At 65.6% G+C, this 21,099-nt stretch carries 26 protein-coding genes, 1 pseudogene and 1 riboswitch; of the genes and pseudogenes, 6 read left to right on the plus strand and 21 right to left on the minus strand.

Annotated features, from left to right (window positions below; all coding sequences use genetic code 11):
• The first annotated feature begins 9 nt into the window (after positions 1 to 9).
• Complete coding sequence (locus F9929_RS18250; RefSeq protein WP_152047990.1) at positions 10 to 492, plus strand: Dps family protein; 483 nt, start codon at positions 10 to 12, stop codon at positions 490 to 492.
• 83 nt (positions 493 to 575) lie between these two features.
• Here F9929_RS18250 and F9929_RS18255 read toward each other — a convergent pair whose 3' ends face one another.
• The 7 genes and pseudogenes from F9929_RS18255 to F9929_RS24745 form a co-directional block, all read right to left on the minus strand.
• A complete protein-coding gene (locus tag F9929_RS18255; protein ID WP_152047991.1) occupies positions 576 to 860 on the minus strand; it encodes a DUF1289 domain-containing protein in 285 nt (94 codons plus the stop codon).
• A gap of 35 nt (positions 861 to 895) precedes the next feature.
• Positions 896 to 1,186 carry a DUF1289 domain-containing protein gene (locus F9929_RS18260; protein WP_152047992.1) on the minus strand — a complete coding sequence of 97 codons (291 nt, stop codon included), beginning with the start codon at positions 1,184 to 1,186 and terminating at the stop codon, positions 896 to 898.
• Between the two features lie 4 nt (positions 1,187 to 1,190).
• Positions 1,191 to 1,595, minus strand: a complete 405-nt coding sequence (locus F9929_RS18265) for a DUF1178 family protein (protein ID WP_152047993.1) — start codon at positions 1,593 to 1,595, stop codon at positions 1,191 to 1,193.
• On the minus strand, positions 1,592 to 2,443 hold the full coding sequence (locus tag F9929_RS18270) for a carbon-nitrogen hydrolase family protein (RefSeq protein WP_152047994.1): 852 nt from the start codon (positions 2,441 to 2,443) through the stop codon (positions 1,592 to 1,594). Before F9929_RS18270 ends, F9929_RS18265 begins: the two co-directional genes overlap by 4 nt.
• A gap of 21 nt (positions 2,444 to 2,464) precedes the next feature.
• Positions 2,465 to 2,722, minus strand: a complete 258-nt coding sequence (grxC, locus tag F9929_RS18275) for a glutaredoxin 3 (protein ID WP_152047995.1) — start codon at positions 2,720 to 2,722, stop codon at positions 2,465 to 2,467.
• A gap of 41 nt (positions 2,723 to 2,763) precedes the next feature.
• Positions 2,764 to 3,264, minus strand: a complete 501-nt coding sequence (locus F9929_RS18280) for a ComF family protein (protein WP_328596007.1) — start codon at positions 3,262 to 3,264, stop codon at positions 2,764 to 2,766.
• Between the two features lie 69 nt (positions 3,265 to 3,333).
• Positions 3,334 to 3,405: pseudogene (locus F9929_RS24745) on the minus strand (double zinc ribbon domain-containing protein); the annotation flags it as partial.
• Between the two features lie 166 nt (positions 3,406 to 3,571).
• On the opposite strand from F9929_RS24745, the gene F9929_RS18285 reads away from it, so the two are divergent.
• Positions 3,572 to 4,492, plus strand: coding sequence for a methyltransferase domain-containing protein (locus F9929_RS18285; protein ID WP_152047996.1), 921 nt, complete (start codon positions 3,572 to 3,574; stop codon positions 4,490 to 4,492).
• 9 nt (positions 4,493 to 4,501) lie between these two features.
• On the opposite strand, the gene F9929_RS18290 is transcribed toward F9929_RS18285, so the two are convergent.
• The 6 genes from F9929_RS18290 to F9929_RS18315 form a co-directional block, all read right to left on the minus strand.
• A complete protein-coding gene (locus F9929_RS18290; protein WP_152047997.1) occupies positions 4,502 to 4,681 on the minus strand; it encodes a Flp family type IVb pilin in 180 nt (59 codons plus the stop codon).
• Complete coding sequence (locus tag F9929_RS18295; RefSeq protein WP_152047998.1) at positions 4,678 to 4,980, minus strand: hypothetical protein; 303 nt, start codon at positions 4,978 to 4,980, stop codon at positions 4,678 to 4,680. Before F9929_RS18295 ends, F9929_RS18290 begins: the two co-directional genes overlap by 4 nt.
• 139 nt (positions 4,981 to 5,119) lie before the next feature.
• Positions 5,120 to 5,530: a (deoxy)nucleoside triphosphate pyrophosphohydrolase gene (locus F9929_RS18300; protein WP_407922255.1), complete on the minus strand. Its 411-nt coding sequence runs from the start codon at positions 5,528 to 5,530 to the stop codon at positions 5,120 to 5,122.
• A gap of 13 nt (positions 5,531 to 5,543) precedes the next feature.
• Positions 5,544 to 6,332, minus strand: coding sequence for a GNAT family N-acetyltransferase (locus F9929_RS18305; RefSeq protein ID WP_235919412.1), 789 nt, complete (start codon positions 6,330 to 6,332; stop codon positions 5,544 to 5,546).
• Positions 6,313 to 7,551: a bifunctional glutamate N-acetyltransferase/amino-acid acetyltransferase ArgJ gene (argJ, locus tag F9929_RS18310; RefSeq protein ID WP_152048001.1), complete on the minus strand. Its 1,239-nt coding sequence runs from the start codon at positions 7,549 to 7,551 to the stop codon at positions 6,313 to 6,315. Before argJ ends, F9929_RS18305 begins: the two co-directional genes overlap by 20 nt.
• A 33-nt stretch (positions 7,552 to 7,584) precedes the next feature.
• Positions 7,585 to 8,493 (minus strand): peptidylprolyl isomerase, encoded by a 909-nt coding sequence (locus F9929_RS18315; RefSeq protein WP_152048002.1) that lies wholly within the window; start codon positions 8,491 to 8,493, stop codon positions 7,585 to 7,587.
• Positions 8,494 to 8,841: 348 nt separating this feature from the next.
• On the opposite strand from F9929_RS18315, the gene secA reads away from it, so the two are divergent.
• Positions 8,842 to 11,577: a preprotein translocase subunit SecA gene (secA, locus tag F9929_RS18320; RefSeq protein ID WP_152048003.1), complete on the plus strand. Its 2,736-nt coding sequence runs from the start codon at positions 8,842 to 8,844 to the stop codon at positions 11,575 to 11,577.
• Positions 11,574 to 12,053: a copper chaperone PCu(A)C gene (locus F9929_RS18325; RefSeq protein ID WP_193227824.1), complete on the plus strand. Its 480-nt coding sequence runs from the start codon at positions 11,574 to 11,576 to the stop codon at positions 12,051 to 12,053. The genes secA and F9929_RS18325 overlap by 4 nt, the downstream gene beginning before the upstream one ends.
• A gap of 374 nt (positions 12,054 to 12,427) precedes the next feature.
• Here F9929_RS18325 and F9929_RS18330 read toward each other — a convergent pair whose 3' ends face one another.
• From F9929_RS18330 to F9929_RS18345, 4 genes are all read right to left on the minus strand, one after another.
• Positions 12,428 to 13,414: a L,D-transpeptidase family protein gene (locus F9929_RS18330; protein WP_152048005.1), complete on the minus strand. Its 987-nt coding sequence runs from the start codon at positions 13,412 to 13,414 to the stop codon at positions 12,428 to 12,430.
• A 235-nt stretch (positions 13,415 to 13,649) separates the two neighbouring features.
• On the minus strand, positions 13,650 to 14,603 hold the full coding sequence (locus F9929_RS18335) for an acetyl-CoA carboxylase carboxyltransferase subunit alpha (RefSeq protein ID WP_152048006.1): 954 nt from the start codon (positions 14,601 to 14,603) through the stop codon (positions 13,650 to 13,652).
• Positions 14,604 to 14,661: 58 nt separating this feature from the next.
• Positions 14,662 to 15,618, minus strand: a complete 957-nt coding sequence (gene xerD / locus F9929_RS18340; protein WP_268915671.1) for a site-specific tyrosine recombinase XerD — start codon at positions 15,616 to 15,618, stop codon at positions 14,662 to 14,664.
• Positions 15,615 to 15,791, minus strand: coding sequence for a histidine kinase (locus F9929_RS18345; protein WP_152048007.1), 177 nt, complete (start codon positions 15,789 to 15,791; stop codon positions 15,615 to 15,617). Before F9929_RS18345 ends, xerD begins: the two co-directional genes overlap by 4 nt.
• A gap of 191 nt (positions 15,792 to 15,982) precedes the next feature.
• On the opposite strand from F9929_RS18345, the gene F9929_RS24525 reads away from it, so the two are divergent.
• Both F9929_RS24525 and aroB read left to right on the plus strand, forming a co-directional pair.
• Positions 15,983 to 16,579: a shikimate kinase gene (locus F9929_RS24525; RefSeq protein WP_235919413.1), complete on the plus strand. Its 597-nt coding sequence runs from the start codon at positions 15,983 to 15,985 to the stop codon at positions 16,577 to 16,579.
• Positions 16,576 to 17,697, plus strand: a complete 1,122-nt coding sequence (gene aroB / locus F9929_RS24530) for a 3-dehydroquinate synthase (RefSeq protein ID WP_235919415.1) — start codon at positions 16,576 to 16,578, stop codon at positions 17,695 to 17,697. The genes F9929_RS24525 and aroB overlap by 4 nt, the downstream gene beginning before the upstream one ends.
• 40 nt (positions 17,698 to 17,737) lie before the next feature.
• Here the strand turns inward: aroB and F9929_RS18355 are convergent, their stop codons facing one another.
• The 4 genes from F9929_RS18355 to F9929_RS18370 all read right to left on the minus strand — a co-directional run bounded on the left by F9929_RS18355 (position 17,738) and on the right by F9929_RS18370 (position 20,986).
• Positions 17,738 to 19,024, minus strand: a complete 1,287-nt coding sequence (locus F9929_RS18355; protein ID WP_152048009.1) for a D-amino acid dehydrogenase — start codon at positions 19,022 to 19,024, stop codon at positions 17,738 to 17,740.
• Between the two features lie 153 nt (positions 19,025 to 19,177).
• Positions 19,178 to 19,267, minus strand: a riboswitch (glycine riboswitch).
• A 99-nt stretch (positions 19,268 to 19,366) separates the two neighbouring features.
• Entirely contained in the window at positions 19,367 to 19,618 is a 252-nt protein-coding gene (locus F9929_RS18360) for an aa3-type cytochrome c oxidase subunit IV (protein ID WP_152048010.1), read from the minus strand.
• A 146-nt stretch (positions 19,619 to 19,764) separates the two neighbouring features.
• A complete protein-coding gene (locus F9929_RS18365; protein ID WP_152048011.1) occupies positions 19,765 to 20,331 on the minus strand; it encodes a type 1 glutamine amidotransferase domain-containing protein in 567 nt (188 codons plus the stop codon).
• A 118-nt stretch (positions 20,332 to 20,449) separates the two neighbouring features.
• A complete protein-coding gene (locus tag F9929_RS18370; protein ID WP_235919416.1) occupies positions 20,450 to 20,986 on the minus strand; it encodes a regulatory protein RecX in 537 nt (178 codons plus the stop codon).
• Positions 20,987 to 21,099 lie beyond the last annotated feature (113 nt).

The following is a 21,099-nucleotide window of genomic DNA, read 5'->3' on the forward strand; positions in this document are numbered from 1 at the left end:
GAGTTCACGATGGGACTGGTTGCCGCGAAGATCGAGCCGACGGCGAAGGAAGAGATCGTCAACGGCTTGACGCAGGCCGTGGCCGAAACATCGGTCGAGACGATGAAGGCGCAGAACTTCCATTGGAACGTGACGGGCATGAGCTTCGGCTCGCTGCACGAGCTTTTCCAGGAAATCTACGAGGATCATTTCGAGGCGCAGGACCTTCTGGCCGAGCGCATCAAGGCCTTCGACGCCCATGCGGAAGGCCGTTATTCCGTGTTTCTCCAGCGCAGCGCCATCGAGGAGCATGACGGCAAGACCGATGCTCGCGGCATGGTCGAAGCGCTGATGAAGGATCAGGAAACCCTGTCCTCGACCTTGTCCTCCCTCGCGCAGGTCGCCGAACAGCATGGCGACTGGGCGACCAACGATCTGGCGACCGGCCGCATCGAAAAGCACGACAAGTTCGCCTGGATGCTTCGCGCCCACCTGAAGTCCACCGCCGCCTGATCGGACGGACGGTTTACAGATATGACGCCCGCCGGTCCTCCCCGGCGGGCGTTGTCGTTTTGAAGGATGGCGCCGAGCCCCCTTCAAGCCTCCCCGTCGACCGCTTCGCTGAGATCGAGCGGACAAGGCACGCCTTCGAGTTCGCACTTGCGGCGATAGCTCATGATCCAAAAGGCCGGATTCTTGTGCTCGGCTTCGAGCCGGGCGAGCAAGGTCTCGAAGAAGCGCTTCTTGGCCTCGCCGCTTCCCGAGCGGGGGAAGGAATCCTTCTCCATCTTGGTCATCGAACAGCCGACGCAGCGGCCTTGCCGCTTGTACTTGCAGATGTCGATGCAGGGGGATGGCGCATCGGCGAAACGATCGCCCATGGTGCTTCTCTCAGACAGATTGGAATGATTCCGATCTAGGCTGCTTGATTCTGTTCTTCCACCCCTTCGAGCTTGTCGAGCGGACATTCGGCGCCTTTTTTCGCGCAGCGCCGCCGATACATCCGCGACCAATAAGCGTAGCGGTCCTTGGCGACGAGCCGGTCGCGCAGCATCTCGAAGAACGGGCGACGCTCCGCCTTGCCTTTCAGGCGCTTGAACCGCTTCTTTTCCGGCTTGGTCATCAGGCAGCCGATGCAGTGCCCTTCATCCCGGAACTTGCACACGTCGATGCAGGGAGACGGGGCCTTCGCCCAGATCTTGGCCATGATGTCAGTTCTTGTCTTCGGGCAGCGGGGGCAACGGAATGGCGGAAATGCCTTCCTGTGCGAGGCTCTTCACTTCCGGTCCGCTCGCCTCGCCATAAATGCCGCGCACCTCGCTCTCGCCGTAATGGATGCGGCGCGCTTCTTCGGCGAAGCGGTTGCCGACATATTCGGACTTCGAGCGCAATTCCCGCGACATCGCCTGGAGCTTGGCGAACGTCGCGGCCGCATCCGGCGTTTCGCGCGTCCCGGAAACGGCCGGCGCCATCAGCCCCTTTTCGATTTTCGCCGAACCGCAGACGGGGCAGAGGACGAGGCCGAGACCCCGCTGGCGCTCGAAATCGTCGCTGGAGCGAAACCAGCCGTCGAAGCCGTGCTCACTGGGCGTGCAGCGCAGGGCATAGGTGATCACGCAGCCGCCTCCGGCGGTCGCTCGAAGGGCCGCGCATTCTTCAGGTTCGGAATGCGCTGACGCGCGGCGGCCACTTCGGACGTGTCGATGCGCGCCAGCGCGATCCCCGGCTCGCTTCCCACGACCTCCGCGACGATCCGGCCCCAGGGATTGATCACGATCGAATGCCCGTACGTCTCGCGCCCGTCCTCGTGGACGCCGCCTTGCGCTGCGGCGACGACAAAGGCGCCGTTCTCGATCGCACGGGCGCGCAGGAGCACGTGCCAATGCGCTTCGCCGGTCTGGCGCGTAAAGGCGGCCGGCGCGGTCAGGATCTCCGCCCCCGCCAGAGCCTCTGCCTGGAAGAGCTGTGGAAAGCGCATGTCGTAGCAAACGCCGAAGCCGAGACGCGCCGCGCCATCGCCAAGATCGAGGTCGGTGACCACCGCCGCCTCGCCCGGTCGATAGGTGCGCGATTCGCGCCAGCTTTCGCCGTTCGCCAGATCGACGTCGAACATATGGATCTTGTCGTAGGACGCGAGCGCCGCGCCGTCCCGGCCGAACAGGACGGAGCGGTTCGCCACGCGGCCGTCGGGCAGAAGCACGGCGACCGAGCCGACATGGATATGGACGCTGTGCGTGGCGGCAAGCTCGGACGCGGCGAGGAGGACGGGGTCCTCCCCTTCCGCGCGGATCTCGGCCATCAGCCCGTCCCGGTCCCGCTGCACCATGCCCGTCATTTCCGGCGTTTGGAGATAGGTCGCGCCCTGCCCAGCCGCCTCGGCTACCAGCTCGCGCATGGCCGAAACGTTGCGCCGGGGGTCGGTGCCCGAACGCATCTGAAGAACGGCTGCGGTGAGAACGGTCATGGTGCGAGCGCTCCGAAAGGATCAAGCTGCGAGAAGCGGATCGAGCTTGCCGGCACGGTCCAGGGCGTAGAGATCGTCGCAGCCGCCGACATGCGTGGCGCCCACGAATATCTGCGGGAAGGTGCTGCCGCCCTTGGAGCGCTGGATCATCTCTTCGCGCAGTTCCGGCGAATAGGTCGCGTCCTTCTGGTCGAACTCGACGCCCTTCTTCTTCAGAAGCTGGATGGCACGGGCGCAGTAGCCGCAGAACTCGCGCGTATAGATGGTGACTTCGGCCATGGTGTTCACTTCGGTGATCGATCGAGCGGGATATGGACGGTTCATGAAGGGCCTGCAACCCTGGCGAAGACGAGGACGTCCACCGCCTTGGCCCCGCCGCGAAGAAGCGCCAGCGTCGCCGCATCGATCGTTGCGCCGGTGGTGAACACGTCGTCCACCAGAAGCACGCGCTTGTCGCGGATCGCGGCGCGGTGCTTCTCGGGGACGAGGAAAGCTCCGCGCACATTGTCGCGCCGCTGCGTGGAGCCGAGCCCGACCTGCCGGCGCGTGTGCCGGGTGCGCACGAGAGCGAGCGGTCGATAAGGGCGACCGTCCGCCTTCGCGATGCGCCGGGCAAGCTCGGCCGACTGGTTGAAGCGTCGGCGGAGAAGGCGGAAGCGGTGAAGCGGCACGGGCAGGACGCAATCGGCGTCGATGAGAAGCTCGGCCCCGGCACGCCCCATCCAACCGGCCATCAAGGGAGCGAGTTCGCCCCGATCGCCGTATTTGAGGGCCGATGCCATCCGCCCCGCCGCTTCGTCGTAAAGAAGAGCGGCGCGCATCCGCTCGAAGCGCGGCGGATCGGCGATGGCTTCCGGCGACACCGCGCCCTCCCCCGGATCGCGGGCGAAAGGCGTGCCGAGACGCTCGCAGAAGGGGCGTTCGATGAAGCGCATCCGGCCCCAGCAGGGCCCACAAAGCGCATGGGTCCGAGAAACCGCCTAGCGGCAAAGAGCGCAGGCCGGGGGAAAGATCGCGTCCGCCAGCCCCGCCATGATAGGACCCAAGCGCCAATCTCCGCCCATTCGCCCGCTTCACGCTCCCCATATCGGACTTGACGATACAAGCTTTCCCTGCAGCTACAATCCCATGCCGACGACCTCATCCGACCAAAGCCGCACGAGCGGCGCCGCCCATGTCTTCGACCGCGCGCTTCTCGACCGCCGACGTCTCAGGGCGCTGAAGAACAATGACGAAGGCGCGCGCTATCTTCTTCGCGCGGTCGCCTCGGAGTTGGCCGAACGCTTGTCGCTGGTGGAGCGCCGTTTCGCCAAGGCTGCGGAGATCGGCGGTCATACGGGCGAAACGGCGGCGTTGATCCGCAACAGCGGGCAAACCGACGAGCTTCTGCGCATCGAGCGCGACCCGGCACTCCTGAGCGGCTGGCCGAACGCGCTCGTCGCCGACGACGAATTCCTGCCGCTCGAAGGCGACAGCCTCGATCTCGTCGTCTCGCCCCTGGCCCTCCATTTCACCAACGACACGCCCGGCGCCCTGATCCAGATCCGGCGGGCCTTGAAGCCGGACGGCCTATTCCTCGGCGCGACGCTCGGCGGCGAAACGCTCGGCGAATTGCGCGCCTCGCTTCTGGCCGCGGAAACCGAACTCACCGGCGGCGCGTCCCCGCGCGTCGCACCCTTTATCGATGTCCGGGACGCAGGAGCCCTTCTGCAGCGGGCCGGCTTCGCGTTGCCCGTCGCCGACCAGGACCGCTTGACGGTGCGCTACGATTCCATGTTCGCGCTGATGCGCGACCTTCGCGCGATCGGCTCCACCAACATGCTGGTGGAGCGAAGCCGCCGTCCCCCGTCCCGCGCGCTTTTCCTGCGCGCGGCCGCCATCTATGCGGAGCGCTTTTCGGACCGCGACGGGCGGGTGCGCGCCACCTTCGACGTTGTCTACCTGTCCGGCTGGAAGCCGCACGAAAGCCAGCAGAAGCCCTTGAAGCCCGGATCGGCGAAGGCGAGCCTCGCCGATGCCCTGCGCGACCGATCCGAGGACCTCGGCTGAACCTTCCGCTCAGCCGTGGAAAACGGCCGCGAGCGCGGCGAGAAGGCGGGTGAGTTCGGTGTTCACCGCGCCGAAGCCCGCCAGAACGGCGAAGGAGATCGATCCAACGATCAGCCCGTATTCCATGGCGACCGCCGCCGTTTCGGACCCCGCGAAGCGGCGCAGTTTTTCCTTGGTGGCGATTCTCATTGGCAGGCTCCGCGCTGCGTCCCGTCAGGGAACATGAGACAAGGGCCGGCATCGCTCCGTGCATCGGCCCATTCCTGGGGATCGTGGTCCTTTGCGGTATCGACGGAACCCGTCATCGTGCGGTCCAGCACCGGCTCTGCGTCGCCCTCGTCGCGCCCATGGCGGGCGCTGTCAGGCACGACGATGAGGATCAAGGCCGCGCCGATGGAGCCGAAAAGAAGAAGCGCGCGCGTCAACCCGCGCCGCGCTTCGGCGAGCGTGCCACGACGCCCCCTTCTTGGTCTGGCCGGTCGTTTCATGTCTTGAACCCTCGTCCACCGCCTTGTCCGCCTCAAGGCTTCGCTTGGGTACGGACAATTGCGCCGGAGCGGTGAAGAAGGCTTTAAGCATGGGCGCGGGCGTTTACGGCCTTTTTGCCGCATTCGCGGGCGGGCGCGTTTACCCCAGGAGATCAGTCAGGAACGGGATCAGCGGCGCGTCGGCCGGCGGCATCGGCAGATCGCGCAACGCGCCCGCGCGGACCCAGCGCAGGCGCTGCCCTTCCCGCGCCTGCGGTATGCCTTCGAAGCGTCGGCAGACGTAGAGCGGCATAAGTAGATGAAACGTCTCGTATTCGTGGCTCGCGAAGGTCAGCGGCGCGAGACAGGCGACCTGCGTCACGATGCCGAGTTCCTCGTTGAGTTCGCGAATCAGCGAAGCCTCCGGCACTTCGCCGGGCTCCACCTTGCCTCCCGGAAACTCCCACAGGCCCGCCAGCGATTTGCCGGCCGGCCGCTCGGCGACGAGCACGCGGTTGTCCGCGTCGATCAGCGCGCAGGCGACGACGAGCACGAGTTTCTTGCGTGTCATGGTCAACCGTTTCTCAACGCGCATCGCCCGGCGGAGCCCGGTAGACATAGCGATAGGCCTCGCGGAAGCCGAGCCCGCGATAAAGCGCGATGCCCGCCTCGTTCGCCGCTTCCACCTGAAGCCAGCCGATCCGCGCGCCCTTGAGCGCCGTATAGCGCAGGGCGTTGGCGACGAGATCGCGGGCAATGCCCTGGCGTCGCCAGTCGGGCGAGACCGCGACGTCGAGAACGCCGGCCAAGTCGTTGTCGTGGATCGCCATGGCGACGGCGATCGGCTCGCCGCGCGGGCATTCCTGCACGAAGAAGGCCGCCGGCGGCTTGATGGCCGTCAGCACCTCCGACAAGCCCTCGCTCTGGTCGAGAGGCTTGTCGTGAACGGAAAGGCTCGCCGCGACATAGCGGGGAAGATCGCGCATCGGAATGCGCTCCACCCGTACGTCGAGGGCCGCTTCGGCCAGTTCCGCCATGAAGACCACCGAATGGTCGAAGGCCGACCAGCCTTCCGCATCGAGATGGTCCACCAGTGCCTGCGGCGCGAGCGGCGACAAGCGGAACAGGAGCGGCCGGCCGGCCGCGTCGAAGCGCGCCCGCGCCCGCTCGATGCGGGCCGCGACGTCGAGATGGTCCGACGGGTCGAGCGGGTTGACGGAATTCAGCCGCTTGGCCCCGTAGCTGCCCGTCAGCCGCACCGCCCAGGTGCCGTCGTAAACCGTGCTCGTCGCGGGAAAGGCGCGAAAGCTCGCGGCTTCCAGGCGGCGGATGATGGCGAGCCGGTGCAGCGCCTCAGCTTCGGTAATCGCCATTGATCTCGACATAGGCCTTGGTGAGATCGCAGCTATAAACGGTCCAGGCGCCCCCGCCCAATCCGAGATCGACGCCGATGCGAATTTCTTCTTGCCTCATGGCGGCGGAGGCGGCAGCCTCGTCGTAGCTGGGATCGCGCTCGCCGTGATGGGCGACGCGGATATCCCCGAAGGAGATCGTCAGGAGATCGCGGTCGGCCGGCTCGCCGGACTTGCCGACTGCCATGACGACGCGGCCCCAATTGGCGTCCTCGCCCGCCACCGCCGTCTTCACCAGCGGCGAATTGGCAATGGAGAGCGCGATGCGCTTGGCGGAGGCATCGCTTTCCGCGCCGCGCACGCTCACTTGGATTTCCTTGCGCGCACCCTCGCCGTCGCGAGCGACCTGCCGCGCGAGATCGAGGAGGAGTTCAGACAGCGCCGTCTTGAACTCCGCGAGCGACGGATCGTCGGCGGAGGATACGAGGTCGTTGCCGGCCGCGCCCGTGGCGAAGAAAAGCAGCGTGTCGGAGGTGGAAGTGTCGGAATCCACCGTGACCGAGTTGAAGCTCGGCTCCACGCCCAAGCGCAGCATGTCCTGCAGAGCGGCTGGGGCGATCGCGGCGTCCGTCGCCAGAAACGAGAGCATGGTCGCCATGTCGGGCGCGATCATGCCAGCGCCCTTGGCGATGCCGTTGATCGTGACCGGCCGACCGCCCAACGAAACGCGGCGGGTCGCCACCTTCGGATAGGTGTCGGTGGTCATGATGGCCTCTGCGGCGTCGCGCCACCGGTTGGACACGGCCTCTGCCCCGAGGCCTTCGAGGAGCCCCGAGAACTTCGCGGCGTCGAGCGGCTCGCCGATGACGCCGGTGGATGCCAGAAACACCTCGCTCGGATCGCAGCCGACGGCCTTGGCGGCGGCCTCGGCCGTCACCGCCGTCGCCTCGCGGCCGCGCTTGCCGGTGAAGGCGTTGGCGTTGCCGGAATTCACCACCAGCGCCCGCGCCCGTCCGCCGGACAGGTTGCCGCGGCAGAAGTCCACCGGCGCCGAAGGGCAGCGCGAACGCGTGAAGACGCCCGCGACGCTCGTTCCCTCGTCCAGCACCATCAGCATCAGGTCGGTGCGGCCCCGATACTTGATGCCCGCTTCCGCCGTCGCGATGCGAAGCCCTCGGATCTCCGGCATTTCCGGATAGGTCTTGGGGGCAAGCGGCGAGATCGGGGCGTTTGCGGCCATGGGCGGCGTCGTCCTTGGAAGGTGTGCGGTTTCTTACTGCGCGGGCGTCGGAACGGCAGACGGAGCCTCGCCGCCGGGAGCGGGAGCGCCGTCCTTGGCGGCCTTTTCCATCGCTTCGACCTGCGCCTTCAGCTTCGGGTCGACGTAATCGACCTTCACGTCGTCGCGGGCCTTCTTCACCAGTTCCACGTACTTCTCGCGCATGACGAGCTGACGAAGCTGATCCTTCACGTCGTCGAACTTCGGCAGTTCCTGCGGACGCTTCTCGACCACCTGGATGACGTGCCAGCCGAACTGGGTCTGCACCGGCTCCTTGGTGTACTGGCCGGGCTGAAGCGCGAAGGCGGCCTTCTCGAAGGGCGGCACCATCTGGCCGGGGCCGAAGAAGCCGAGATCGCCGCCTTCGGGACCGGACGGGCCGGAAGACTTCTCCTTGGCGACCTCGTCGAAGCTCTTGCCGGCGTCGAGTTCCTTGATGGCGGCGTCAGCTTCTTCCTTGGTCTTGACCAGAATGTGCTTGGCGTGGATCTCGTCCACGGGCTTCACCTTCGCCACCTCGGCGTCGTAGCGCGCCTTCAACTCGTTGTCGGTGATGCCGTCGACGCCCTGCTTCTGGAAATAGGCGTTGTGAAGCGCGCGCTCGCGCAGGAACGCGATGCGCTCCTTCACCTCGGCGTCGTCCTGAAGCTTGGCCTTCTCGGCTTCCTGCGCCAGCGCCTTGATGTCGATCAGCGCGGACAGAACGGCGAGCCGCTTCTGCTCGGGCGGCATCTGCGCGAACTGCTCGCCGAGATCGCTTTCCGCGAGGCTGAGATCCTTCTCGGTGATGGCGGACGGGCCCACCTTGGCGACCACGTCGCCATCGGCGGCGAAGGCGGTTCCACCAAAACCGACGAGGGCGAGCGCCGAGGCTGCGAGAAGGTGGGCAAGCGAACGGGTCATGAAGAAGTGGTTCCTTTGGGGAAACGATCGGGAGGTCACGGCCGGGTGCCGAACCTCAAGAAAGGCTGGAAGTGCCGCCATTACGGTCTTTTCGAGGCCACGACCATGCCTTCGCGCGAGATTGACATCGCTTTGACCCCCTCTTATCTCTCCGGCGCCGCCGAAGTCCAGCCGCCCTTGCGCCGCGCGGTGCCCGTCGAAGGAGAGGCATCGACAGGCCGTCGGTCCCGTTTATCGGGAGACCGTCGTTGCCCTTGTCGCCGCGACGGCCCAGGCGACGCGAGGCGCGGTCTTTCGGCATCCGGCATGCCTGGGCTCCATCCGAGCTCTCTTTGGAAAGGCCAATTCATGGTCAGTTTCGGCTCCATCGCGCGCGCGATCTTCGGCTCGTCCAACGACCGGGTGGTGCGTCGCCACGAAGCCGCGATCAAGGCGATCGCCGCGCTCGAGCCCGAGCTCGAAAAGCTGACCGACGACCAGCTTCGCGCCCGCACGGCCGAGTTCAAGGCGAAGGTCGCGGCGGGAACGTCCCTCGACGACCTTCTGATTCCCGCCTTCGCCACCGTGCGCGAAGGCGCAAGACGCGCGCTCGGCATGCGTCACTTCGACGTTCAGATGATCGGCGGCATCGTTCTGAATTCGCGCGCCATCGCGGAAATGCGCACCGGCGAAGGCAAGACCCTCGTCGCCACCCTGCCGGTCTATCTGAACGCTCTGGCCGACAAGGGCGTCCACGTCGTCACCGTCAACGACTATCTCGCCCAGCGCGACGCCGAATGGATGGCGAAGGTTTATCGCTTCCTCGGCCTGTCCGTCGGCGTGATCGTCCATGGCCTCACCGATGAGGAGCGTCGCGCGGCCTATGCCTGCGACATCACCTACGCCACCAACAACGAACTCGGCTTCGACTACCTGCGCGACAACATGAAGTACGAGCGCGGCCAGATGGTGCAGCGCGGACACTTCTTCGCCATCGTCGACGAAGTGGACTCGATCCTCATCGACGAAGCGCGCACGCCGCTCATCATTTCCGGCCCGCTGGACGACCGCTCCGACCTTTATCGCCTCATCGACGGCTTCATTCCGCAGCTCGGCGCGGAGGATTTCGAACTCGACGAGAAGCAGCGGCAGGTGTCCTTCACCGAGGACGGCACCGAGAAGCTTGAGCGGATGCTGGAAGCCGCCGGCCATCTCCACGGCTCGTCGCTCTACGACATCGAGAACGTCGCCGTCGTCCACCACGTCAACAACGCGTTGAAGGCCCACAAGCTCTTCCAGCGCGACAAGGACTACATCGTGCGGGGCGACGAGATCGTCATCATCGACGAGTTCACCGGCCGCATGATGCCGGGCCGCCGCTTCTCCGAAGGCCTCCATCAGGCGCTGGAAGCCAAGGAAGGCGTCACGGTCCAGCCCGAGAACCAGACTCTCGCCTCCATCACGTTCCAGAACTACTTCCGCATGTACGACAAGCTCGCCGGCATGACGGGCACGGCGTCCACCGAAGCGTCCGAGTTCGGCGACATCTACGGCCTCGACGTGATCGAGGTGCCGACCAACCTGCCCGTCAAGCGCATCGACGACCACGACGAGGTGTATCGCACCGCCGAAGAGAAGTACCGTGCGATCGTCAAGGAGATCAAAACGGCCGCCGAGCGCCGCCAGCCGATCCTCGTCGGCACGACCTCCATCGAGAAGTCCGAATATCTCGCCGAGCGCCTGAAGAAGGACGGCATGACCGGCTTCCAGGTTCTGAACGCGCGCTACCACGAGCAGGAAGCCTATATCGTCGCGCAGGCCGGCGTTCCCGGCGCGGTGACGATCGCCACCAACATGGCCGGGCGCGGCACCGACATCAAGCTCGGCGGCAATCTGGAGATGCGGATCGAGCACGAATTGTCCGAGGTGCCGGAAGGGCCGGAACGCGAGGCCAGGATCAAGGAGATCGAGGCCGACATCCAGCGCTTGAAGGAAGAAGCGCTGGCGGCCGGCGGCCTCTATGTTCTGGCCACCGAGCGCCACGAATCGCGGCGCATCGACAACCAGCTTCGCGGCCGCTCCGGCCGTCAGGGCGATCCCGGCCAGTCGAAGTTCTACCTGTCGCTCCAAGACGATCTCATGCGCATCTTCGGATCGCAGCGCATGGACACGATGCTCCAGCGCCTCGGCCTGCAGGAAGACGAGGCCATCATCCACCCTTGGATCAACAAGGCTCTGGAAAAGGCGCAGAAGAAGGTCGAGGCGCGCAACTTCGACATCCGCAAGAACCTTCTGAAATACGACGACGTGATGAACGACCAGCGCAAGGTCATCTTCGAGCAGCGGCTCGAACTGATGGATGCGGAAGGGTTGACCGAATCCATCACCGACATGCGCCACGCGACGATCGAGGGTCTCGTCGCGCGCCATATTCCCGAGCGCGCCTACCCCGAACAGTGGTCGACAACCGAACTCCAGGCGGAAACGCAGGAGCTTTTGAACCTCGACCTGCCGATCAAGGCCTGGGCGGAGGAAGAAGGCATCGACGAAAGCGATATCCGCCAGCGCCTCACGGAAGCCGCCGATAAGGCGTCGGCCGAGAAGGGAGAGCGGTTCGGCGCGGAAGTCATGGCCTATGTGGAGCGCTCCGTCGTTCTCCAGACCATCGATGCCCTTTGGCGCGAGCATCTCGTCAATCTCGACCACCTGCGCTCGGTGATCGGCTTCCGCGGCTACGCGCAGCGCGATCCCTTGAACGAGTACAAGTCGGAAAGCTTCGAGCTCTTCCAGTCGATGCTCGGCACGATGCGCGAGCGCGTGACGCAGCAACTCGCCCGCGTCGAACTGATGCGCCAGGACGAAGAGGCGCAAGCGCCCCTGCCCCCGATGGAAGCGCATCATATCGACGTCACGACCGGCCAGGACGAGTTCGGCGAGGGCGGCCGCATCCTGTCGGCGGACTTCAATCCGCCGGAAGCCGAGCGGCTGGTGGTCGATCCGGACAAGCCGGAGACATGGGGTCATATCGGGCGCAACGAGCCCTGCCCCTGCGGTTCCGGCAAGAAGTTCAAGCACTGCCACGGCGCCTACGCGGTTCAGGCGTGAGGCACGCTGCCCGGCTCGGCACGGCCACGGCGGCGATTCTTGCCGCCACCCTCCTCGCCCCGGCTGGTGCCGGGGCTGAAGGCAACCCGCTCGCTGCGATGGGAACGGCCTTCCAGCCCGTCGTTAGAGGCGCGATCCGCGTCGAGGACGGTTCGGCGAAACCCGTTGCCGCCGGCACCTCGGCCGGACAGGCCTATCTGACGATCACCAATCGCGGCCCCGAGCCCGATCGCATCACGGCTCTGTCCTCCCCGTCGAGCCGCGAAACGCGGCTTTACCGGAAGGGCCCGGACGGGACGCTCGCGCCCGCCGGCGACCTGACGCTGGCGCCCGGTCAGACCCTTCGGATGAGCCCGGACGATGTCTTCGTGGATTTCAGAAACGTGCTTCAGCCCTTCCGGGCCGGCGGCGAAGTCTCGCTGACCGTGACCTTCGAGAAGGCCGGCGCTATCGGCCTTCGCCTTCCCGTTCGATAAGAGGCTGTCTGAGAAGTCCCCGGCGGAGGGGCGACGAGGGATTTTTCGTCGTCCGCAAGGAGCCGAACGCAGTCGATGCCGGCGGCATCGGCGAGGATCGGTGACGATGCGGCGGCGGAAAAGACCCGTCGAACCGACCCGAGGATTTTTCAGATAGCCTATAAGAACCGGGGACAGAACCCAACGGGTCGGTCTGACGGGCCTTTCCGCCCCCTGCGGGGCGAGCCGCTTGTCTCGCCCGTCCTTCGGACCGTTGCCGATGCTCGCCCATGCGCTGCATGGACTGCGCTCGGCGCCTCGCCAGGAACGAAAAGTCCTCATCAGCCCTCCTCCGCTAGGTTCTGTCCCCGGTTCTAAGAGGAAGACGACGCTTCTTAGGGCGTCGTCATCGGGGCGAAGACGCTGCGGCGCTTTTCCTCGACCGGCTTGCCAAGGCGGTCGAAACCCGGCCGGCGATGCTGCTCGGCGGCATAGGCTTCCGCCGTGATCGGCATGCCCGGCTTATAGGCGAAGGTGGAGACGGTCGCGAAGTCGGTGGGCTTCATGGTGGCGAAGAGCTTTTCCTCCTCGGCTTCGTCCGCGATGCGCTTGGCGGCGACGTTCACCGGCTCTTCTTCGGTTGGGCAAGGCCCGGTCGGCAGCAGCACCTGCCCTTCGCCGAGCTTGGGATCGAAGGCGTAGCGCTTTTCGCAAACGCCCACCGTCACCGGCTTCTTCGTCAACTCGAAGCGGTCGGAGCCTTCCTTCAGCACCTTCCAGAAAGCGTAGTGCTCGGACTGGCGATGGCGCGCCATGTTCTTAGGGGTCATGCGGAACGGATAGGCCTGGATCTGGAACGAGCGCTGGCCGCCGGCGAAGGCTTCGCGGGCGAGCGCGTAGAGCTCTTCCATCTGCCAGTCGTCCATGGCGTAGCAGCCGGACGAGTTGCACGAGCCATGCACCATCAGATGCTCGCCGGTGCCGCCATTCACCTTATCGAACTGGTTCGGATAACCGATGTTGAAGGCGAGATGGTGCTGCGAATCCGGGTTCATCTGGCCCGGCGCGACGGTGTAGAAACCTTCCGGCGCCTGGCGGTCGCCCGCCGTCTTCTTGGGGCCGAGCTTTCCGGACCAGGCGCAGATCGAATAGGTCTTCAGAACAGCATATTCGCCGTTGCTCTTCTGCTTCCAGATTTCGAGCTGCGATTCTTCCTTGTAGAGCCGCACCAGGATGGGCGACTTGCCGCCCATGTCCTTGGCCTTGATCTCGGCCATGAGCTTGGGCGGGATGGGCGCGGCCGCGCCGAGAAGGTCGCCGAGATCGGCGCCCCCCTTCTGGCAGGAAGCGACGGCCATCAGCGTCATTCCGAGCATAGCCATTCTCGCAAGGCGTCCGACCCGCATGCCCTTCCCCTCTCGGACCTGCCGGATGGATGGCAGGGTTCTTCGGCCTTTTTGCACCCGTCGCGTAAACGGAACGTTAACCCCGCAAATCCCCTCGCGGTCGGTTCCGTGAAACCGGATCGCTCCGGCTCCGTCGCGTCCTATTGTGAACGACGACGGCGAATTTGAGGAGTCGGACGGCGTTACCGAAAAGCCACGCCCGGTCGAAAACTTAAAGTTCGCGCCCGATCGACAGGAACTTCTCGCGGCGCTGGCGCCGCAGCGCGTCGCCGTCGAGACCGCCGAGGTCCACGAGCGCGGCCTGCAGCCTTTCGCCCGTCTGCTCGATCACGGCGTCCGGCTCGCGATGCGCGCCGCCGATCGGCTCGGACACGATCTCATCGATCACGCCGAAGCCTTTGAGGTCCTGCGCCGTGATCTTCATCGCCTGCGCCACGTCGCGCGAGCGCGTGGCGTCGCGCCAAAGAATGGAGGCACCCGCTTCCGGCGAGATCACGCTGTAGATCGCGTGTTCCAGCATCAGGACGCGATTGGCGGTGGCGAGCGCGATGGCCCCGCCCGAACCGCCCTCGCCGATCACCACGGATACGAGCGGAACCTTCAGATTGAGGCAAGCCTCGGTGGAGCGCGCGATGGCTTCCGCCTGTCCGCGCTCTTCCGCGCCGATGCCGGGATAAGCGCCGGCCGTATCGACGAGGGTGAGGACCGGGATCTTGAAGCGATCCGCCAGTTCCATGATGCGCACGGCCTTGCGGTAGCCTTCCGGCCGCGCCATGCCGAAATTGTGCTTGATGCGGGTTTGGGTGTCCGAGCCCTTTTCCTGCCCGATCACAGCGACCGATTCGCCTTCGAAACGGCCGAAGCCCGCGATCACCGCATGATCCTCGGCGAAGTAGCGGTCGCCGGCCAGCGGCGTGAAATCGGTGATGAGCCGGGCGATGTAGTCGACGCAATGCGGCCGGTCGGGATGGCGCGCGACCTGCGTCTTCTGCCAGGGCGTCAGCTTCTTGTAGAGATCGGTCAGCGCCTCGCGCGAGCGCGTTTCGAGACGCTTGATCTCTTCGCTGACATCGACGCTGTCACCGCCGCCGCCAAGGCCCTTCAGCGCGAGGATCTGGCTTTCGAGGTCGGCGACCGGCTTTTCGAAATCGAGATAGTTGTGCATCGGACCTGCTTGGTTGCCCGGCACATGAAGGACCCTGACCCCGCTGTCAAGAAACGGCTCAGTCCCGCGCCGCTTCCGACAGCGGATGATGGTCGGAAACGAGGCGGATCAAGCGCTCCTCAAGGACGTGGGTATAGATCTGCGTCGTGGAGATATCGGAATGGCCGAGAAGTTCCTGCACGGCGCGAAGATCGGCGCCGTTCTGCAGGAGATGGCTGGCGAAGGCGTGGCGCAGGACATGCGGAGACACCCGCGCCGGGGAAATGCCGGCCTTGACCGCCAGATCCTTCAGGTCACGCGCGAAGGCCTGCCGCGTCATGTGTCCGCTTTCGGACAAAGCCGGAAACAGCCAGACCTCGCCGGTCGCCGGCTTGCCGAGCGCGCGTGTCGCCTCACCGAAGGCGGCCAACGCATCGCGCGCCCGTTCGCCGATCGGCACCATGCGTTCCTTGTTGCCCTTGCCGTTCACGACGATCATCCGGCTCTTCGAGCGCAGCACCGAGCGCGGAAGGCTGACGAGTTCCGAAACGCGCAGGCCCGTCGCGTAGAGGATTTCCACGAGCGCGTTCATCCGGCGGGCACGGGCGACGGCGGTGGGCGCAAGATCGTCGCGCGCAGCCTCCGCAGCGGCGCAGCCCAGCAGCCGGTCCACCTCCTCCTCCGACAGGATCTTGGGCAGAGGCCGCGCTTTCCTCGCCGATTCGATCGTCCCCATCGGATCGTCGGTCCGCATTCCCTCGGCATAAAGGAACTTGAAGAACTGGCGGAGCGAGGACAGCCGCCGCGCTTGGCTGGATGCAGCGAAGCCCTGGGCGGACAGATGCGAGACATAGGCCCGCACGTCCTCCGCATCGGCGAGCGATAAGGACCGTTTTTTGGCGGCGAGAAAGACCGCGACGTCCTCCAGATCCCGGCGATAAGCGGACAGCGTGTTGAGCGCCGCGCCCCGCTCGGCCGCCATCATCTCGAGAAAGGACTCGATATCGAGGCCGGCGCGACCCGAAGCGGCACTCACTGGGTGATGTTCTCGCCGACCGCTTCCGCGCTGTCGCCCGGAAGCGTCAGGGGCACGTCGATGACGACGCGATGAGGCACAGGCTCCACCAAATAAACGAGCGCGGTCATCACGGCCAGAACAATGCCGGCGAGAAGGGCGATCGTGCTGAGGAGGCGGACGAGGGTTGGCATTGGCGGGCCGGGATATCCCTCAGCGGTGTTTCAATGGCTTCCCGCAACCTCTTCGCCGACCGTGGAAAAACGCGCAAGGCATGGCCGCCCCTGCGAGGTCAGGAGAGACCAGACCTGTGTCGCGGCGGCACCAGAACTTGACGCTCGGCACGAATTGCTGTTCCCCGGTAAGAGGAGGAGTTCTTCGTTCCATGAAACAAGGCAGCCTGCCAAAGGCGGAGGATATCGTGACGCGGCTCGGCTCGCGTTCCGTCGTGCTGGTCGGGCTCATGGGCGCCGGCAAGTCGACGGTCGGCCGCCGCTTGGCGCAAAGGCTGTCCCTGCCTTTCTTCGACAGCGACAACGAGATCGAGGCCGCGTCCCGCATGACGGTGGCCGAACTCTTCGCCGCCTATGGCGAAGCGGAGTTCCGTGCGCTGGAAGCCAGGGTCGTGACGCGGCTCGCCGCCGAAGGCCCGCAGATCGTGGCGACCGGCGGCGGGGCCTTCATGGCGGAGGCGACGCGCGCAGCCCTTCTCGGCTCCGCCGTCACCGTCTGGCTGAAAGCCGATCTCGACACCTTGATGGAGCGCGTCATGCGGCGCGGCAACCGCCCGCTTCTGAAAACGGCCGACCCGCGCGCCACCATGCGCGACCTCATGGAGAAGCGCTATCCCGTCTACGGGCTGGCCGACGTCAACGTCCATTCGCGCAACGTCAAGCGCGAGGTCGTGGCCGAGGAGATCGTCGCGGCGCTCGACCGGCACCTGCCGGGAACCGGGCACCTCGAAGAGATGGCGAGAGCGTGAAGGACGGTTCGGTGGAAACGGTACGCGTCGAGCTCGGGGAGCGCAGCTACGACATCCTGATCGGTCAGGGCCTGATCGAGCGGGCGGGCGCGGAGATCGCGTCGCGCTTTCCCGGACTTCGCGCCGCCGTCGTCACCGACGCGACGGTGGCGGGCCTGCATCTCGCCCGTTTCATGCGATCGCTTTCGGAGGCCGGAATCCAGGCGACCGAGATCGTCCTGCCGGCCGGCGAAACCACCAAGAGCTACACCCATCTTCAGGAAGTCGTGGAAAAGGTGATCCATGCGCGCCTGGAGCGGGGTGACGCCGTGATCGCCTTCGGCGGCGGGGTGATCGGCGATCTTTCCGGCTTCGTCGCCGGCATCGTCCGGCGCGGCATGCAGTTCATCCAGGTGCCGACCACGCTTCTGGCGCAGGTCGATTCCTCCGTCGGCGGCAAGACCGGCATCAACTCGCCGCAGGGCAAGAACCTCGTCGGCGTGTTCCACCAGCCGGGCTTCGTTCTCGCCGATACGGAGGTGCTCGACACCTTGTTGCCCCGCGAGTTTGCAGCCGGCTATGCGGAGGTTGCCAAATACGGCCTGATCGACCGGCCGGACTTCTTCGAATGGCTGGAGCGCAAGCGCGCCGAGATCTTCGAAGGGGGACAGGCGCGGGCCGAGGCGATTGCCGAAAGCTGCCGGGCGAAGGCGGCGGTGGTCGCCGAGGACGAGCGCGAGGAAGGCCGCCGCGCCCTTCTCAATCTCGGCCACACCTTCGGCCACGCCTTGGAAAAGGCCGTTCGCTACGATCCGGAGCGGCTCGTCCATGGCGAGGGCGTATCCATCGGCATGGCGATGGCGCATCGCTTCTCGGTCCGGCTCGGGCTTTGCCGGGGCCAGGATGCGGAGCGGGCATCGGCGCACCTTCGCGCGGCGGGCCTCCCGACGCGGGTCGATCAGATTCCGGGCGAGGCGTTGTCCGTGCCGGATTTGATGGCCGCGATCCGCCAGGACAAGAAGGTCAGCCGCGAGCGCCTGACCTTCATCCTGACGCATGGCATCGGTCAGGCCTTCGTCGCGAAGGATGTCGATCCGGTCGCTTTGGAAAGCTTCCTCATCGAAGAACTCTCCGCCTGATGTGAAAAGGGGCGGCCCGTCGCGGACCGCCCCGTCTCACTCAGTGAACCGAATGCGCCAAGCCTTCGATCTTGGCCGGATCGGCCTTGCCGACGGGCACGCTCGTGCGGCGCGAGGCAGCTTGGACGGTGTTCGCCACCATCTCCGCCGTGATGCCGCAGAGCGTCCAGCCGAGATGGCCGTGGCCCGTATTGTAGAAGACACCCGGCCGCTTGCCCGCGCCGACGCGCGGCATCATGTTCGGCATCATCGGGCGAAGGCCCGCCCAAGGCAGAACCGCCGCCGTTCCCATGTCGGGGAAGCGATGACGGCACCAATCCACCAGCGGCTTGATGCGCGCCATGCGGATATCGCGGTTCTCGCCGGCGAACTCGGCCGTGCCGGCGATGCGCATGCGGTCCGGCCCGAGACGGCTCGTGACGATCTTGGCCTTGTCGTCGAGGATCGAGACCCAGGGCGCGGCGGCGCGGCTTTCGTCGTCGTCCATGACCACGGTGACGGAATAGCCCTTCACCGGATAGATGTTCACCCGGTCGCCGAGCATCGCGGCGAAGCGGCGGCTCTGCGTGCCGGCGCAGACGACCACATTGTCGAAGCGCGCATGTTCCGGCAGCCCCTTCACCGACAGGTCGATGTGGATGCCCTCGCCCGTCGCCGCCAGCTTGTCGATCTGCACATTGTAACGGAAGGTCACGCCGAGCCGGCGGCAGGCTTCCGCCAGCCCGCGCGAATATTTGTGGATATCGCCGGTGAAATCGCTTTCGGTGAAGAAGCCGCCGTGGAAGCGCCCCTTGATGGCCGGCTCGATCGCGTGGATCTCGTCCGGCGTCAGGGCGCGGCGGTCGAGGCCACCCTCGCGCAGCATCTCGTTGACCTTGAGGCCATGCTCGAACTCGGGTTTGCTTTCGTAGACATGGAGAATGCCGCGCTTCACGAGATCGAAGTCGACGCCCTCTTCGTTCGCCATCTCGATCAGATGCTCACGGGCGGCGATGGCCATGCGGACGGTCGCGATCGTGTTCTCGCGATAATTGCGGGCCGCGGCGACGAATTCCGCCATCCAGGACAGCTTGTGCCAGGTGGGCGCGGGATGGACGAGCAGCGGCGCGTCCTTGCGCAGCATCCACTTCATGCCCTTCAGGAAGGTCGAGGGATGGTTCCAGACTTCTGCATTGGAGGCGGATAGCTGTCCGCCATTGGCGAAGGAGGTTTCCATCGCCGCATAGGACTGGCGGTCGAAGACCGTCACGTCGAAGCCGAGGCGGCGCAGCTTGTAGGCGGTGGTGATACCGGTGATGCCGGCACCGACAACGGCAACGGAGGTCATGGGCGATCCTTGTTCCGGAAACCCACGCAAGGTTTCCTGTCGAATCGCCCCTCCGTCACGAGCCTGAGAGCTTCACGCGCGGAAAACCTCTTTCCGCTGCGCTTTCTCCTTCGGCGGGCGCCCATGGATGGGTCACCACTCTCCGGATGTTCTATGCTGCGTGCGGTCCTTTTGCCTGAGAGTTTCCGGGGCGGTTGCTCCTTCGGCGCCGGCCTTTCGGCCAGTCTCTCCCGCACGTCGCTGGGATGCTTGGAGATACGCCCTTCGGTGATCTCGGGCAAGGCTCGATCGGCGTTTTATTGCTCCATCCACGATCAGCGTGGGCAAATGCCTATCGAAACGTCAATGCTTCATCGAATGGGTTTCGCCCGTCCGCATTACAAAGGAAGCAACGGCGATGAAGATAGCCGCCGTGACGATGCCGCCGATAAAACCACCATTGGCGATCAGCGCGACGAGCATGAACACAAGGATGCCGACCACCCCGATCGTGCCGTATTTCACCAGCCACAGGAAGCGCGCATAGGTGCGCTCGTGCTCGGGATAATCCATTTCGCCGACGGCGTTCCGATCGAAGCCGGGATGTTCTGCCATGTCTTCCTCCCCGGCACCGGTTGTTCTCGCCGCATGTGCCGCCCGGTCGCCACGCTACACGAAATCGCAGCCTTCGGGCAACGCGCCTATGGAGACGAAAAAGCCGACGCTCCATGCGCCGGCCTCTTTCCGGAACAGTTTCTCGCTCAAGCCGCCTTGCGGCGATCCTCATGGCGGCCTTCCTCGATCTCCTCGATGATCTTGCCGATAAAGGCCGGCAGATCGTCCGGCTTGCGGGAAGTGACAAGCCCCTGATCGACCACCACCTCGCGATCTACCCAGTTGCCGCCGGCATTGCGGACATCCGTCTTGATCGATTCGAATGAGGTCAGTTCCCGCCCTTTCGCGATGCCCGCCTCGATCAGGAGCCACGGGCCATGGCAGATGGCGGCAACCGTCTTGCCCGTATCGAAGAAGTCTCGAACGAAGGCGACCGCGGCCTTTTCGGTGCGCAGCTTGTCCGGGTTGATCTGGCCGCCCGGCAGAACGAGCGCGTCGTAGTCGGAAACCTTCGCTTCCGTCACCAGACGGTCGACCTTCACCGCCTCGCCCCAATCGGTCTCGTCCCAGCCTTTGATCGAGCCTTCCTTGACGGATAGGACGTGAACCGTGGCGCCGGCCTCCTGCAGCTTCTTCTGCGGCTCGGTGAGTTCGACCTGTTCGAAGCCGTCCGTGGCGAGAATGGCGATCTTGGCCTCGTTGATCTTCGGCATTGCGCTTTCCTTCCGTGTCGCCCGAGACGAAGCCTTCGCCCGAAGGCGTTCGGTTCGTTCATCGGTGTCATCATGGCCCGCTAACGGAGGGAAAGCGCGGATCGTTCCGCGATTCTCGTCAGTCCTCCTCCGGTTCGCCGTCGATCGCGGCCCGCGCATCGGCCAGGGCGAAGCCGGCGCGCATCATGGCTGCGATGTCGCGCTCGCGCCTTTCCTTGCGGTCCCGCATCCGGTGCGGCCCGAAGCGGCGGCGCTTGGCGTAGCGATGCGCGGCTTCGCGGTCGCTGGTCTCGTCGTCCCGCAGCGCATCCTCGACCGTCGTGCGGTCGACGCCCTTCTGGCTGAGTTTCGCCGCCGCCTGCCGGCTGGAAGCGCCGACGCGCCGAAGGCTGCGCAGCTTGGCTTCGGCGAAGGCCTTGTCGTCGACCAACCGCAGTTCGGCGAAACGCTCCAGCGTTTCCTCGATCAGTTGCGCATGGGCCGCCCGCGCGTCATCGTCCGGCGGATCGTCATGCGTTTCGAGACGCCGGTCGATCTTGCGGCGCAGGACGCGGCGGAGATTATCGGCCGAGCTCGCATAGCGCTCGAGGTAATGGGCGGCGGCGCGAAACAGCCAGTCGCCGTTGATGGGCTTGGGGCGCGGAGGCTTCGCCACTCTATCGGAATCCCTTGCGCCTCGCATTCATCCAGCCCTCGTCGCAGCGGGATGAAGCTAGCTCATTATCCGCCGAGGGGCAGTCGGACGCGAACGAAAACCAGCCGCATCGC

The sequence above is a fragment of the Aureimonas psammosilenae genome (genome assembly GCF_009176975.1).
Lineage (GTDB): Bacteria > Pseudomonadota > Alphaproteobacteria > Rhizobiales > Rhizobiaceae > Plantimonas > Plantimonas psammosilenae.

Coding starts and splice junctions, on each gene's coding strand:
- F9929_RS18250 (WP_152047990.1), top strand. CDS start 10: ATGGGACTGGTTGCCGCGAAGATCGAGCCGACGGCGAAGGAAGAGATC.
- F9929_RS18255 (WP_152047991.1), bottom strand. CDS start 860: ATGGGCGATCGTTTCGCCGATGCGCCATCCCCCTGCATCGACATCTGC.
- F9929_RS18260 (WP_152047992.1), bottom strand. CDS start 1,186: ATGGCCAAGATCTGGGCGAAGGCCCCGTCTCCCTGCATCGACGTGTGC.
- F9929_RS18270 (WP_152047994.1), bottom strand. CDS start 2,443: ATGACCGTTCTCACCGCAGCCGTTCTTCAGATGCGTTCGGGCACCGAC.
- grxC (WP_152047995.1), bottom strand. CDS start 2,722: ATGGCCGAAGTCACCATCTATACGCGCGAGTTCTGCGGCTACTGCGCC.
- F9929_RS18280 (WP_328596007.1), bottom strand. CDS start 3,264: ATGCGCGCCGCTCTTCTTTACGACGAAGCGGCGGGGCGGATGGCATCG.
- F9929_RS18285 (WP_152047996.1), top strand. CDS start 3,572: ATGCCGACGACCTCATCCGACCAAAGCCGCACGAGCGGCGCCGCCCAT.
- F9929_RS18290 (WP_152047997.1), bottom strand. CDS start 4,681: ATGAGAATCGCCACCAAGGAAAAACTGCGCCGCTTCGCGGGGTCCGAA.
- F9929_RS18295 (WP_152047998.1), bottom strand. CDS start 4,980: ATGAAACGACCGGCCAGACCAAGAAGGGGGCGTCGTGGCACGCTCGCC.
- F9929_RS18300 (WP_407922255.1), bottom strand. CDS start 5,530: ATGACACGCAAGAAACTCGTGCTCGTCGTCGCCTGCGCGCTGATCGAC.
- F9929_RS18305 (WP_235919412.1), bottom strand. CDS start 6,332: ATGGCGATTACCGAAGCTGAGGCGCTGCACCGGCTCGCCATCATCCGC.
- argJ (WP_152048001.1), bottom strand. CDS start 7,551: ATGGCCGCAAACGCCCCGATCTCGCCGCTTGCCCCCAAGACCTATCCG.
- F9929_RS18315 (WP_152048002.1), bottom strand. CDS start 8,493: ATGACCCGTTCGCTTGCCCACCTTCTCGCAGCCTCGGCGCTCGCCCTC.
- secA (WP_152048003.1), top strand. CDS start 8,842: ATGGTCAGTTTCGGCTCCATCGCGCGCGCGATCTTCGGCTCGTCCAAC.
- F9929_RS18330 (WP_152048005.1), bottom strand. CDS start 13,414: ATGGCTATGCTCGGAATGACGCTGATGGCCGTCGCTTCCTGCCAGAAG.
- F9929_RS18335 (WP_152048006.1), bottom strand. CDS start 14,603: ATGCACAACTATCTCGATTTCGAAAAGCCGGTCGCCGACCTCGAAAGC.
- F9929_RS18345 (WP_152048007.1), bottom strand. CDS start 15,791: ATGCCAACCCTCGTCCGCCTCCTCAGCACGATCGCCCTTCTCGCCGGC.
- F9929_RS24525 (WP_235919413.1), top strand. CDS start 15,983: ATGAAACAAGGCAGCCTGCCAAAGGCGGAGGATATCGTGACGCGGCTC.
- F9929_RS18355 (WP_152048009.1), bottom strand. CDS start 19,024: ATGACCTCCGTTGCCGTTGTCGGTGCCGGCATCACCGGTATCACCACC.
- F9929_RS18360 (WP_152048010.1), bottom strand. CDS start 19,618: ATGGCAGAACATCCCGGCTTCGATCGGAACGCCGTCGGCGAAATGGAT.
- F9929_RS18365 (WP_152048011.1), bottom strand. CDS start 20,331: ATGCCGAAGATCAACGAGGCCAAGATCGCCATTCTCGCCACGGACGGC.